Raw genomic sequence first — 12,433 nt, forward strand, 5'->3', positions numbered from 1 at the left:
GTTACAAAGTTAGCAAATTAGGCTTCTAATGAAAGAGAAATAATCCTATTTTTGTAAAAAAAATAAGTTCAATTGAAGGTATATTTTTTAGGTACTGGTACTTCCCAAGGCATTCCGATAATCGGAGTCGATCATCCTGTTTGTAAAAGCACTGATGCTAAGGACAAAAGGCTTCGCGTATCCATCTGGATTACGTGGGGCGATCATTCGTATGTAATAGATTGTGGTCCTGATTTCAGGCAGCAAATGCTTTCTTGCGGCTGCAGGCATCTTGATGCAATCCTGTTTACACATGAACATGCAGATCACACAGCAGGATTAGATGATATTCGTCCGTTTAATTTCAGACAAGGCGAAATTCCCGTTTATGCACATCAGCGTGTGATTGATAATCTAAAACGCCGTTTTGATTACGTTTTCGAAACCGTAAATAAATATCCTGGCGCTCCAAGCGTTAAAACGATAGAAGTAATTAATGATCAGCCTTTTGCTGTTGGAGATAAAACAGCAATTCCGGTGAATGTCATGCATGGTGATTTACAGGTTTTTGGTTATCGCATTGATGATTTTGCTTATCTGACTGATGTTAAAACAGTTCACGAAACCGAAGTCGAAAAACTAAAAAAGCTTAAAGTTTTAGTGGTAAATGCTTTGCGCGTAGAACCACACGACACACACTTTAATTTGCAGGAAGCACTCGATTTTATAAATCTGGTCAAACCTGAAAAAGCTTATCTAACGCATATTAGCCACGTTTTGGGCTTTCATGAAGAAGTACAAAAACAGCTTCCTGAAAACGTTTTCCTGGCCTATGATAATTTAGAAATTACAATTTAATTATATTACAAAAATGAAAAAATCCTTAATGCTTTATCTTTTTATCCTTGCGATACTTATGAATGTTTTTACCTATATGTTTTATAGCAGAGAAGTAAAATTCGGGCAGGAAAGATATGATAAAACGACTAAGAAACTAAGAGACAGCATCAGTTTAGTAACAACGAAATTAGCTGATGCAGATTATTTTTCGCTAGAGCACAACGAAAATGCGCAAAACTATTTTGACAATAGTGCTTCAGGAGGAAAAGTAATTTTATACGAAAAACTGATTCCTGTTGTAACAGAGAAATTATTAGATCTGAATGCAAGCCCAAATGGAAACCCTTATACAGGTCAGGATAAAATAGGCCCGAATAAATTTATCATTAATAAAGTTAAGATTCTAAACCACAGATGGATTATCGCTGATTATAGCAATGGAGAAATGTGGGGAGAAGTCCTGTTAAAATATTTTGTTGCTGATGATGAAAGTATTACTTTTGAAGTAATTCAAAGTTGGTTGTATCAGAAATAGGAAATAATATCCTGTTTTTTAACTTTTAAATTAATGGGATGTATGAAAAAAATATTTTTATTCTCGATTATTATTGGGCTTTCGTTTTCTTGTGCTAAAAAAGTTTCGGAAGAGAGTAAAACGCCAAAAGACCAAGAGTCAAAGCCGGCAGTTGTGGTTGGAGGCGATGCTGATGCCCACGGTTGCAAAGCTTCTGCGGGTTATACGTGGTCAAGTCTTAAAAAAGAATGCGTTCGTCTTTTTGAAGTAGGTACAAAATTAGCACACGCCGAAGACGGAAAAACATATTCGACAGTTGCCTACGTAATCTTTGAAGGAAACCAGGCCGAACTTTTTCTGGATACTCAAAAAGAGCCAATCCTTTTAGAAAGAAAATCCGAAGGAGAATCCTGGAGTAACGACGATTACCAGCTCATTCCCTGGAAAGGTTATGTCCTGAAAAAAGCAGATAAGGTTATTTATACAGGAGAATAAAGTTGAAAGTATACAGTCGCAGTTTTCAGTCTCACTTGTTGAGTTGAATATTGCGGCTTTTTTAAAAAATACGATGCATCATAAAGATTATAGCATAAATCCAAAAGTTATAAAGTATTGTAAAACTTAATCCATATAAAATACTATTTGAATAGTGACCTTTACACTTTGAAGATTTTTTAAAAACGAGTCGTAACGCCCTGAAGAAAATCCAATAAAGCATTGCGATAAAAGTTAAGACAGAAAACCATAATATGGCGCCAAACGCCCAGCATAAGTAACTAATTACGATTGCCATAATAAACCATAAAATAAGGCTTATTACAATTCCAAAAATTCCTTCGCCCACATCTGGTAAATCATCAATACTGCGGTCTGCAGCAGCTTCCTTTATATAATCAATTTTTGAAGCATCAAAACGATCTGTTATTTCGCCCAGGTTGTCTCTTATTTTAATTCCTTTAAATAATCCAACAGATATAAATAAAAAGAAGGCTATCGATAAAATTGTAGTTGATAATAGTGAATTTTCAAAAAAAGATCTATGATCTCCTAATCCAAAAAGCCATACTGTTATAATAGTTAAGAATATGACAATGAGTGTAATTATAAAAATATTCCTGGAATTCAGTATTTTATAGTTACTCGTCAATTTTAATTCACTTCTCTTATTGTTCTTTTTTGCCATTAAAAAAATCTTTAATCATTCGTGAACTTTCTTCCGGGCTTCTCAGTGATACGAATTCGGCATTTTCATTTATCGTAAAATGCCCTTTAAAAGCTTCTGGCATTGCGTTATATTGTTGGTCTACCTGATTCAGTGTTTCTTTAAAACAGTTATAGTTGTATTTCTGTATCAGGTATGGTAAAGAGTTTTGTCCTCTTAAAAGTTCGTATTCCTGATAATTGTAAGGTGTAGTTTCCTGTCTTTTAGATAATGTCAGATTGAATTTCTGCAATAATTTTTCTATTTCCTTTTCGCTGACAAATTGAGAAAGTCCGCGCAAAGCATAGATTTTCATATCAAGATATCTTTCTTTTTTATAGGCATTACCAAAGAAATCTTTTAATTCAGGAAGATCAAAATCTTATAATAGTCTCAGGATCTTATTTCTGATATCAAGTTGTTTTGTAGCAGAATAAATCCTTGTCAAGTGAGCGAAATTATCTTTATTGATACTATTTTGATCTAAAGAAAACAGGGTGTTTCTAAAGTCTTTATTACTATCTTTTATCTTTTCGTCAGTTAGTATAGCTGGAAAATTACTCATTTCTAGGATTTAAAATAGTTATGTACTCAGGCTTCAAACAGCGACTGAAAACTGGATACTACTCTGCCAGCCAATTCTTAAAATCAAAGAAATTCTGTGGAGCAACTCCGTGACCAACCGGATATTCTTTATAAGTTACCGGAATGTTTAGTTTTTCTAAAATAGCAGGAGTTTTTCTCGCCCAGTCAATTGGGATTACCTGATCTACAGTTCCGTGTGATGCGAAGATTTTTAAGTTCTTAAAATCGTTTTTCTCGTAACCTTCTTTGATAATTTCGTCGTTAAAATACCCGCTCATGGCAACTACTCTCTGAATTTTTTCAGGATAAGAAAGTGCTACGGCATAACTTAAAATCGAACCCTGACTGAAACCAACCAAAGTTACATTGTTTGCATCAATAGGATAATTAGCAACCAGTTCATCTACAAAAGTAGCGATTACATCACGTGATGTTTTAGCTTGCTCATTATCTGAGAATTTATTCTGATCTGCATCAAAATTAATCGCGTACCATGCGTATGCACCATATTGCAAATCATACGGAGCGCGGGCAGAGATAATGTAATAGTTGTCCGGAAGTTCAGTAGCAAACGAAAACAAATCAGCTTCGTTACTGCCATATCCGTGTAATAAAAGTAAAACAGGATTTTTATCTAAAATTACTTTTGGCTCTTGTATTTTATATTCTAAAGATAGATTCATTTTTTAATTGTGAAATGTAAGTTGTGAATTGTGAACTTTGACAAAATTTTTCAAGTTTGGAATTTGGAATTTGATTTTATCCTATCGATTTAAACCATTTTTGAAATAAATTCCCAACCAGCGGAATTGGTCTTGTCTGGCCCTGAATAGCACTAAAAATCCCGTAAGTCCATAATATTGAGATGCAAATCCACATGGGAAAAGTAATCATAAAGCTGTCAAAATTGCTGATAATGGCGCCAAAGGAAATAAAGGCAAGTGATAGTCCTAAAGCCTGACGAATGTGAAAAGAGGCAAAACTATTTTTATTTTCAGAGTTCATAGACATCGCGATCAAGATACCAATAATTAAAATATAACTGGTAATGGCGATTGATTTTCCCTCTTCGATTGAATTCTTCATTGTAATTATTTAGTTATAACAAGTTGATTTTGATTTAAAATTCCGTAGACAGAACCTCTGATTTCGGTTCCTAAAAAAGCAGAATTTTTAGATTTTGAGAGAATATTGGCTTTCGTAAAAGTTGATTTTCCTTCGGGAGTAAAGAAAGTGAAGTTCGCTTTAGAACCTTCGGTAATTGTATTGTTTTCAATTCCGAAAACGGATTTGCCGGAAGTTAATTTTTCGATTACCGTTTCAAGTGGTAAAACAGTTAATAAAGCTCCAAAAGCACTTTCAAGGCCAATAGTTCCATTTTTAGCCGTATCAAATTCCATTTTCTTGAATTCAATATCAATTGGGTTGTGGTCAGATGTAATGATGTCTATTGTTCCGTCTGTAACTCCTTTTAATAAAGCTTGTCTGTCAGTTTCCGTTCTTAATGGCGGTGTAACTTTAAAACGAGTATCAAAACCTTCCAGTTTTTCATCGGTTAAAACCAAATGATGTACAGCAACACTCGCGGTTATCTGTAATCCTTTTGCTTTTGCTTCTCTTATTAATGCTACTGATTTTGCTGTAGAGATGGTGGGAATATGTAATTTACCTCCGGTATATTCTAATAGAAATAAGTTTCTGGCAATTTGTAATTCTTCTGCCAGATTCGGGATTCCTTTCAGTCCTAATCTTGTAGAAACGATTCCTTCATTTGCAACTCCGTTTCCTTTCAGATTTGCATCTTGTGCGTAAGCAATCACTAAACCATCGAAATCCTGAACATACTGCAAAGCAATTTTCAATAAATTGGCATTGTCAATACTCTTATTGTAATCTCCAAAAGCAACAGCTCCGGATTTTTTCATATCAAATAACTCTGCCATGTCTTTTCCTTCACTGGCTTTGGTTAAAGCACCAATTGGATAAAGAGCTGTAGCAAACCCATTCGCTTTGTTTTTTACAAAATTTACCTGAGACTGATTGTCGATAACAGGAAAGGAGTTAGGTTGCAGAGCAATGCCGGTAAAACCACTTTTTGCAGCGACATTCAATCCGTTTGCGATCGTTTCCCGGTCTTCGTAACCTGGTTCGCCAAAAGAAACGCTGCTGTCAAACCAGCCTTGAGAAAGATGTAAATTGTCAAATTTAACTTCGGTAGAATCCTCGATATCCAGAATCGAAGTTCCTATTTTTTCTATTAAACCATCTGCAATTAAAAGATCAACCGTCTGATTATGAAACGGACTTTTTGAATCGATAATTTTGGCGCTTCTGATGATTATTTTCATATGTAGAGTTTATTTTAATTGAAACAATTAAATTATTTTAAAACATTAATACTTGATTTTTCTGAGTCATTAAGGAATTAAGTTAATAAAGAAAAAACTGAATATTCTCAATGAACAAAAAATATTGCTTAAGTTTTTTTTAGCATTTAAGATATAAGAAGAAGCTTATTCATAATATTCTTAATCTCTTAATGGTTCAAAAAAAAGTAAAACTTTAAGTTTTACTTTACGAATTTGATTATGGCCATTTCTAATGCTAAAAATAACAGTGCAAAGATAACAAACCATTTCCAAATTTGGCTGTCAGTTCGTTCAGTTTGTAGTGTATTAAAAATGGTAGAAATGGTATCGGCAGTTTTAAAATCCGAAACCACATTTGTATTGACCTGACTTAAATCACTCTCGCTTCTTTTGTAATTGAAACTCAGGTTTTCTACCCATTCTTTTTTATCAAAAACACTATAATTCCCAGCTGTTTCAGGGAAATCATTAAATGTTAGTTTTACTTTATTGTTGAGGATTTGCTGAATCGGAATAAAAGAATCTTCAGTTCCTTTTACTTCCAGAATAGCATCTTTGGTCAATAAAACATCTACAAAATAAGGCTGATTATTACCGATGGTCAAAGCATTAACTCCGGTTTTCTGATTGTTTTGCCCCATTTTATAAAATAAAGGCACAATTAACGGAGATTGCTGAAAGTTTGAATTCGCTGCATTAATAGGTGCTGAAAAAACAGTAATCCCAGAAACCGGATTCTGAATTGCGGTTACAAATACACTTTGATCTTCATACGATAAAACTGCCGGATAAGGGCTGGAAATAGCAAATGAACTGTTTGTTTTTGGATATTGGAAATTCGTGATTTTATTCTCGAAAACACCTGAAAACAAAGGATGATCAAAATTGATTTTGGTAATTAATTTGCTTTTGCTTTCAAGAGTATTAAACTGAATTTTTCCGAAATTACCCAGAAATGAATTGAGATTGGAAACTGAACTTTTTTCAGAAGGAATCACCACCAGATTTCCGCCCTTAGAAACAAATGCTTTTAGTGTCGTTTGCAAAGCCTGAGGAACTTCGACTAATTCATTCAGAATAATGGTATTTTGTTTGTCTAAACTGTTGTAATCTAAACTGCTAATCGGGTAATTGTTGTAATTGAATTCCGCCGACGTGTAAATGCGCGACAAGAAATTGCTTTTTTCAGGTTCGCCAATACTGATAACATTCGTTTTTTTGCTTTTCGAAATACTGAAATAAAGTTTGTTGTCATACGTCAAACCGTTGTCTTCAATGGTTACATAACCGTGGAAAGCTTCTTTTGGAATCGTAAAATTGATTTTCTTTTTCTTGGTGTCGAAATTGATAATGGTTTTGGCAATCAGTTTGTTCTGATTGTACAATGCCATAGAAACAGGTTTGAAATCTTCTCCATAAGCGGATAAATTAACGCCGATCTCGTAGAAATTCTCTAAAGTCTGCTGGATAAAAACGCTGTCAATAGCAACATTGTTTTTTTGTTCTGCTTTCGGGATAATAAAATATGGTTTCTCATCCGTATCAATGTTTTTTACATCTTTTTCGGCTAAGCCAACAGCATCAGTAATGATAACGATATCTTTTTTATGAGCAGATTTGTGCGCTTTGATCTTTGCCATTATAGACGGAAGCTCAAAAGGAGTCGCGCTGTATTTTAGATTTTGTAAAGCGCTTTTCGACGATTTGATATCTGTATTCCAGTAATTTTCAGTGTTGGTTAACAATGAAAACTGAGTGGTTTCCGGCGTATTTTCTAATAATTCCTGAACGGTACGTTTTAGTAATTCTCCTTTTTTTCCTTTGGCCTGCATGCTGAACGAATTGTCCAGAACAATATACATTTCGTTAGTTGCATTTTTACTGTCCTTAGCTTCAAAAAAAGGTTGTGCGAAAGCTAAAATAATAGAAGTCAGTAATAATAAACGGGTCGCTAATAAAAGTCTTTTTTTGATTTTTGAACTTTTTCGGGTTTGAATTGAAAGTTCTTTTAAGAATCGGACATTGGTGAAATAAGAGATTTTAAAACGTCGTAACTGAAATAAATGAACCAAAATTGGTACAATCAATAAAAACAGAAAGTATAGAATTTCGGGATGTTTAAAATGCATTCTGGCTTAGATTTATTTCACTACTTTTTGTAGATACTGGTCAAAAATACAAATTTTTAGTCAAAAGATGCAGGTATATTAATTAAACCATATAAGTAATATAAGTTCCTTTAATTTTTGATAAAAGAAGTTTCATTTATAATCTCTTATATGTCTTAAATGGTTTAAAGATCTTGTTGAGGAGTTTGAATAATGTAACTTATGTAATTTCTTTTGTAACAAAAAATAACTTTCCGAAAGATATTATTGAGTATTTTAGCCTATTCAAAAACAATTTAAAAAACTATGAAAAGATTATATATAGTTCTTTTTTCGACTTTAGCTTTTACGGCCTCACAAGCTCAGAATAAATTCAATTTACTGGTTGGGACGTATACTAATACTTGCGAAAGTAAAGGAATTTACGTTTATGAATTTGACGCGACGTCAGGTGATTTTAAATTAAAAAATTCAACAGAAAAAGTGGTGAGTCCAAGTTACTTATCCGTTTCTGCAAATAACAAATTTATTTATGCGGTAAACGAAAACGGTACGCAGAGTGCCGTAACTGCATTAAGTTATGATTCACCAACGGGACAGCTTAAAGTATTGAATACACATTCTTCGCTGGGCGCTGATCCTTGTCATTTAATTAATGATGATAAAAATGTAATTGTAGCTAATTATTCGGGCGGAAGCATTGCTGTATTTAAGAAAAATGCTGACGGAAGTATAACAGAAGGTCAACAATTGATTCAGCATGAAGGAAAAGGACCTAATGCGGCACGTCAGGAAAAGGCACACGTGCATCAGGTTGTTTTTTCTCCGGACAAAAAGTTTGTTTTATCGAATGATTTGGGTCAGGATAAGGTTTTTATTTACAAATATAATCCGGGAGCGAGCCACGAAGTGTTAACTTTAAAAGGAACTGTAGATGTAAAAAAAGGTAGCGGTCCAAGGCACTTAACGTTTAGTAAGGATGGTAAATTTGTGTATCTGGTTCAGGAATTAGATGCAACTCTTACTACTTTTAGTTATGATAAATCCGGCGCTTTAAAATTAATTGCCGAAACGAGTATTCTGCCAAAAGGATTTACCGGAGGTACAGGTGCTGCCGCGATTAAAATTTCGCCTGACGGAAAGTTTCTATACGTGACAGATCGTGTTGATGCAAATTCTATTTCAGTTTACCAAATTCAGAAAGACGGAAACATAAAATTTGTAGAGCAGGAAAGTACATTAGGAAAAGGCCCAAGAGATTTTGCTATTGATCCAACAGGGAATTATCTGTTAGTGGGGCACCAATATACAAATGATATTATAATATTCAAAAGAGATAAAATTACAGGAAAACTTAAGAATACCGGAAAAAAGATCGATTTGTGTTCTCCGGTTGGATTGGTTTTTACCAAAATTTAATCGAAAGGTTCAAAGGCTCGGAGGAACAAAGGCTCAAAGGTTTCCTATCTAGCGTAAAAAAAAGGATCGAAAATGTAAATAAGTTACAAACTTAAATTTACATTTTCGACCCTATATTATTCTCTGAACCTTTGTTTCTCTGAACCTTTGTCCCTCAAGAAGGCTATTTATTCTTATCTTTTCTCTTCTTGTCTCTCGTTTTCAACATGTTTCGATTGACAGATCCGTGGGTTTTCTTTTTGGTTTTAGAAGGACCTCCAAGATTCACTTTTTTATTCTTTTTGTCTTTTTCATGAAAAGCACCGTCACCTGTTAGTTTTTGTTTTTTCATTAAAAACTTAATCGGTTGTTTATCTTTTTCAGGTTCGATTAACTTAGACGAAACTTCAACTTCTTCAGGGAAATCTGCTATTGCAAGTTCGGTATTCATTAACACTTCAACTTCAACTTTAAATTCTTCTTCACGGGGCGTGATAAAACTAATAGCAGTTCCGGTTGCATCTGCACGACCTGTACGACCAATTCTGTGCATATACAATTCAGGAAATTCAGGAAGTTCGAAGTTGATAACGTGAGAAATATTCGAAATATCTAAACCTCTCGCCATAATATCAGTAGTAATTAATCCGCGTAGATTTCCTTCCTGGAATTCAGCCATCGTACTCAAACGGTAATTTTGAGATTTGTTCGAGTGAATTACCCCGAACTGACCTTCAAAATCTTCTTCTATTCTGGTATGAAGCATATCTGAAATCTTTTTATTGTTCACAAAAACCAAAACACGTTCCATGCTTTCGTTTGTTTCTAATAAATGTTTTAACAGGTTTACTTTTGTATTGAAGTTAGGTACGTTGTACGTAATCTGAGTAATGTTTTCAAGCGGAGTTCCTGAAGCAGCAAGTGTAACTTCTTCCGGAAAATCAAAAAAGTCATTCAAAACAGCATCTACTTCATCCGTCATGGTGGCAGAGAAAAGAATGTTTTGACGTTTTGTTTTCATCATCGCTAAAAGTGCTGTCAATTGCGTACGGAAACCCAGATTAAGCATTTCATCAAACTCATCAATAACTAATTTTTGAGTTTCATCAAAACGAATAACAGCGTCCAATGCTAAATCCATTGTACGGCCTGGCGTTCCAACTAAAATGTCGACACCTTCGTAAACAGCTTTTTTTTGTGTATTGATATTTACCCCACCAAAGATACCAAGTGTACTAACCGACATGTATTTGGTTAATTTTTCGACTTCTTCTACAACCTGAACGACTAATTCACGGGTTGGAACCAGAATTACGATTTTAGGCGTATTGGTTGGTGTAAATTTGTATAATTTTAAAAGGGGTAATAAGTAAGCAAATGTTTTACCGGTACCGGTTTGCGCAATTCCCATCATATCGCGGCCAGACATAATCACAGCAAAGGATTTTTCCTGAATAGGAGTAGGCGTAACAAAGCCTAATTCGTCGATTGCTTTTTGTACTGATTTTGGAAGATTGAATTTTTCGAAAGTGCTCATTTACATTAAATTTTGTGCAAATGTACGTTAAAATGACGGTTAGATCGCTAAAATTTTCGAATCATCTCATAATTAAATGATGTAATGCCTTAATTATCAATATTAAAAACCTTCGAAAACACCTAGTCCAAACAAGGCAAAATCGTATTTTACAGGATCTTGAGGATCCATTTTTCGCAGTTTCAGGTCTAATTCAGTCAATGCTTTTCCGTCATTTTGTTTTCTGGTAAGAATGCCAAGTTTTCGGGCAACATTACCGGAATGCACATCAAGCGGACAGGATAATGCAGCTGGCGAAATGGTTTTCCAGATTCCCAGATCGACACCTTTTGTATCCTTACGAACCATCCAGCGCAGATACATGTTGATTCGTTTTGCAGCAGAATTGTTCAACGGATCTGAGATGTGTTTTTGAGTTCTTGGCAAATGATCGATTTCAAAGAATATTTTCTTGAACTCGTGGATGCTTTTTTGTAAACTGTCTTTTTCCTGATGTTTAGCAAATACAGCTTCTAAGCCATTATGATTTTTATAAATGTGCTGCAGTCCCTTTATAAATCCGCCAAAATCTTTTCCGTTAAAGGTTCTGTGAACAAAATTTTCTAATCGTACTAAATCTTCCTCAGAATGCGACATTACGAAATCATAAGGTGTATTGCCCATCAAGTCCATCATTTGATGGGAGTTTTTGATGATCATTTTTCGATTTCCCCAGGCAATTGTAGCGCTTAGAAAACCGGCAATTTCAATATCTTCTTTATGAGAAAATAAATGCGGAATTTGTACAGGATCACTATCGATAAAATCCTGATTATTATATTGAATGACTTTTTCGTCGAGGAATTCTTTGAGTTCTTTTTGGGTCATGATTGAAATGAAAGTTCTTGTTATTCAGGTGTCCTGGCCCTGATGGAAGCTACATCTCCCGATTTAGAAAAACAAGGCTTTTTAGCCGTAGTTTTTGTTTATAGGGAATACAGCGGACAGCAGGATTAGCTTCTAATTACTAATTAAGCCATCGACCATTACTAATTTTCGATCTGCCATATTGGCTAATTCCTCATTGTGAGTTACAATCACAAAGGTTTGCCCAAATTCGTCACGAAGCTGAAAGAATAACTGGTGCAGATTTTCGGCAGAATGAGTGTCTAAGTTTCCTGAAGGTTCATCTGCAAAAATAACGTCCGGTTTGTTAATCAAAGCCCTTGCAACAGCAACTCTTTGTTGTTCTCCGCCCGATAACTCGTTTGGCTTGTGATTTATTCTGTGCGATAAACCTAAATATTCTAAAATTCTTTTAGCTTCTTTCTCCGTTTCGGCTTTTGGTTTATTCGCCATAAAAGCGGGAATACAAACATTTTCCAGAGCTGTAAATTCAGGTAATAATTGATGAAACTGAAATATAAAACCAAGATTTAAATTTCGAAAATTCGACAATACTTTGTCTTGCCTGCTTTTCTTTTTGAAATAACGATTCATATAAATAGCCAGAATTAAAATTGGAAAAATCAAAATGCCAATGGTAATGTTTCTGACCAAATCATCAAGAATTGTATGTTTAAAAAAGGACGCAAAAATTACCAAAGCAATTGTGTAAACAGAACCGATCCAGGATACCCATTTAAAAATTTTTTCCTGTTTTGAATTGTCAGTTTCGACATCTTGTAATTTTAATACATTTTCTCCGTTAATGGTCAGAGAAGATCCGGTATTTATTTCAGGCTTGTCAAGTGTTCCTAAAATTTGTAAAAGAGTTGTTTTTCCGGCACCTGAAGCGCCAACAATTGAAACAATTTCTCCTTTTTTGATATGCAAGTCAACTCCTTTTAAAACTTCTAATTTGTCGTAGAACTTGTGTATATTTTTTGCGTGTATCATTTTGAAACTGTTTTTACAAAGAAA

Annotated in this window: 13 protein-coding genes and 1 pseudogene; 4 read left to right on the top strand and 10 right to left on the bottom strand. The window is 34.3% G+C overall.

Annotation, left to right across the window (positions count from 1 at the left end; genetic code table 11):
• Positions 1-72: 72 nt before the first annotated feature.
• From B0A67_RS03935 to B0A67_RS03945, 3 genes are read left to right on the top strand one after another with little or no spacing between them, the layout of a single operon-like run.
• On the top strand, positions 73-837 hold the full coding sequence (locus tag B0A67_RS03935) for an MBL fold metallo-hydrolase (RefSeq protein WP_072955952.1): 765 nt from the start codon (positions 73-75) through the stop codon (positions 835-837).
• Between the two features lie 13 nt (positions 838-850).
• Complete coding sequence (locus B0A67_RS03940; RefSeq protein WP_072955949.1) at positions 851-1,354, top strand: hypothetical protein; 504 nt, start codon at positions 851-853, stop codon at positions 1,352-1,354.
• Between the two features lie 42 nt (positions 1,355-1,396).
• Positions 1,397-1,828: a hypothetical protein gene (locus B0A67_RS03945; RefSeq protein WP_072955926.1), complete on the top strand. Its 432-nt coding sequence runs from the start codon at positions 1,397-1,399 to the stop codon at positions 1,826-1,828.
• Between the two features lie 61 nt (positions 1,829-1,889).
• On the opposite strand, the gene B0A67_RS03950 is transcribed toward B0A67_RS03945, so the two are convergent.
• The 6 genes from B0A67_RS03950 to B0A67_RS03980 form a co-directional block, all read right to left on the bottom strand.
• Positions 1,890-2,516: a hypothetical protein gene (locus tag B0A67_RS03950; protein ID WP_084074471.1), complete on the bottom strand. Its 627-nt coding sequence runs from the start codon at positions 2,514-2,516 to the stop codon at positions 1,890-1,892.
• Positions 2,497-2,850 carry a hypothetical protein gene (locus B0A67_RS24910; RefSeq protein ID WP_207557307.1) on the bottom strand — a complete coding sequence of 118 codons (354 nt, stop codon included), beginning with the start codon at positions 2,848-2,850 and terminating at the stop codon, positions 2,497-2,499. The genes B0A67_RS03950 and B0A67_RS24910 overlap by 20 nt, the downstream gene beginning before the upstream one ends.
• A 307-nt stretch (positions 2,851-3,157) precedes the next feature.
• The gene (locus B0A67_RS03965; protein ID WP_072955919.1) at positions 3,158-3,802 is read right to left on the bottom strand and encodes an alpha/beta hydrolase; all 645 of its coding nucleotides are present in this window, start codon (positions 3,800-3,802) and stop codon (positions 3,158-3,160) included.
• 76 nt (positions 3,803-3,878) lie between these two features.
• Complete coding sequence (locus tag B0A67_RS03970; RefSeq protein WP_072955916.1) at positions 3,879-4,205, bottom strand: hypothetical protein; 327 nt, start codon at positions 4,203-4,205, stop codon at positions 3,879-3,881.
• A 5-nt stretch (positions 4,206-4,210) separates the two neighbouring features.
• The gene (locus tag B0A67_RS03975; RefSeq protein WP_072955913.1) at positions 4,211-5,467 is read right to left on the bottom strand and encodes a dihydroorotase; all 1,257 of its coding nucleotides are present in this window, start codon (positions 5,465-5,467) and stop codon (positions 4,211-4,213) included.
• A gap of 221 nt (positions 5,468-5,688) precedes the next feature.
• Positions 5,689-7,617 (bottom strand): BatA domain-containing protein, encoded by a 1,929-nt coding sequence (locus B0A67_RS03980; protein ID WP_072955910.1) that lies wholly within the window; start codon positions 7,615-7,617, stop codon positions 5,689-5,691.
• A 285-nt stretch (positions 7,618-7,902) separates the two neighbouring features.
• On the opposite strand from B0A67_RS03980, the gene B0A67_RS03985 reads away from it, so the two are divergent.
• On the top strand, positions 7,903-9,015 hold the full coding sequence (locus tag B0A67_RS03985; RefSeq protein WP_072955907.1) for a lactonase family protein: 1,113 nt from the start codon (positions 7,903-7,905) through the stop codon (positions 9,013-9,015).
• 163 nt (positions 9,016-9,178) lie between these two features.
• Here the strand turns inward: B0A67_RS03985 and B0A67_RS03990 are convergent, their stop codons facing one another.
• The 4 genes and pseudogenes from B0A67_RS03990 to B0A67_RS25395 all read right to left on the bottom strand — a co-directional run.
• Positions 9,179-10,531 carry a DEAD/DEAH box helicase gene (locus B0A67_RS03990; RefSeq protein ID WP_072955904.1) on the bottom strand — a complete coding sequence of 451 codons (1,353 nt, stop codon included), beginning with the start codon at positions 10,529-10,531 and terminating at the stop codon, positions 9,179-9,181.
• Positions 10,532-10,633: 102 nt separating this feature from the next.
• Positions 10,634-11,398 carry a TIGR02757 family protein gene (locus B0A67_RS03995; protein WP_072955902.1) on the bottom strand — a complete coding sequence of 255 codons (765 nt, stop codon included), beginning with the start codon at positions 11,396-11,398 and terminating at the stop codon, positions 10,634-10,636.
• Positions 11,399-11,530: 132 nt separating this feature from the next.
• Positions 11,531-12,223 carry an ABC transporter ATP-binding protein gene (locus B0A67_RS25460; protein WP_455423284.1) on the bottom strand — a complete coding sequence of 231 codons (693 nt, stop codon included), beginning with the start codon at positions 12,221-12,223 and terminating at the stop codon, positions 11,531-11,533.
• Positions 12,197-12,409, bottom strand: a pseudogene (locus tag B0A67_RS25395) (ATP-binding cassette domain-containing protein); the annotation flags it as partial. The pseudogene B0A67_RS25395 and the gene B0A67_RS25460, both read right to left, overlap by 27 nt.
• Positions 12,410-12,433 lie beyond the last annotated feature (24 nt).

Source organism: Flavobacterium aquidurense, from assembly GCF_002217195.1.
Lineage (GTDB): Bacteria > Bacteroidota > Bacteroidia > Flavobacteriales > Flavobacteriaceae > Flavobacterium > Flavobacterium frigidimaris.

What these genes read in the sequence shown, in the direction of transcription:
- B0A67_RS03995 (WP_072955902.1), bottom strand. Translation starts at nt 11,398, where the DNA reads ATGACCCAAAAAGAACTCAAAGAATTCCTCGACGAAAAAGTCATTCAA.
- B0A67_RS03940 (WP_072955949.1), top strand. Translation starts at nt 851, where the DNA reads ATGAAAAAATCCTTAATGCTTTATCTTTTTATCCTTGCGATACTTATG.
- B0A67_RS03970 (WP_072955916.1), bottom strand. Translation starts at nt 4,205, where the DNA reads ATGAAGAATTCAATCGAAGAGGGAAAATCAATCGCCATTACCAGTTAT.
- B0A67_RS03980 (WP_072955910.1), bottom strand. Translation starts at nt 7,617, where the DNA reads ATGCATTTTAAACATCCCGAAATTCTATACTTTCTGTTTTTATTGATT.
- B0A67_RS03945 (WP_072955926.1), top strand. Translation starts at nt 1,397, where the DNA reads ATGAAAAAAATATTTTTATTCTCGATTATTATTGGGCTTTCGTTTTCT.
- B0A67_RS03975 (WP_072955913.1), bottom strand. Translation starts at nt 5,467, where the DNA reads ATGAAAATAATCATCAGAAGCGCCAAAATTATCGATTCAAAAAGTCCG.
- B0A67_RS03965 (WP_072955919.1), bottom strand. Translation starts at nt 3,802, where the DNA reads ATGAATCTATCTTTAGAATATAAAATACAAGAGCCAAAAGTAATTTTA.
- B0A67_RS24910 (WP_207557307.1), bottom strand. Translation starts at nt 2,850, where the DNA reads ATGAAAATCTATGCTTTGCGCGGACTTTCTCAATTTGTCAGCGAAAAG.
- B0A67_RS03990 (WP_072955904.1), bottom strand. Translation starts at nt 10,531, where the DNA reads ATGAGCACTTTCGAAAAATTCAATCTTCCAAAATCAGTACAAAAAGCA.
- B0A67_RS03950 (WP_084074471.1), bottom strand. Translation starts at nt 2,516, where the DNA reads ATGGCAAAAAAGAACAATAAGAGAAGTGAATTAAAATTGACGAGTAAC.
- B0A67_RS03985 (WP_072955907.1), top strand. Translation starts at nt 7,903, where the DNA reads ATGAAAAGATTATATATAGTTCTTTTTTCGACTTTAGCTTTTACGGCC.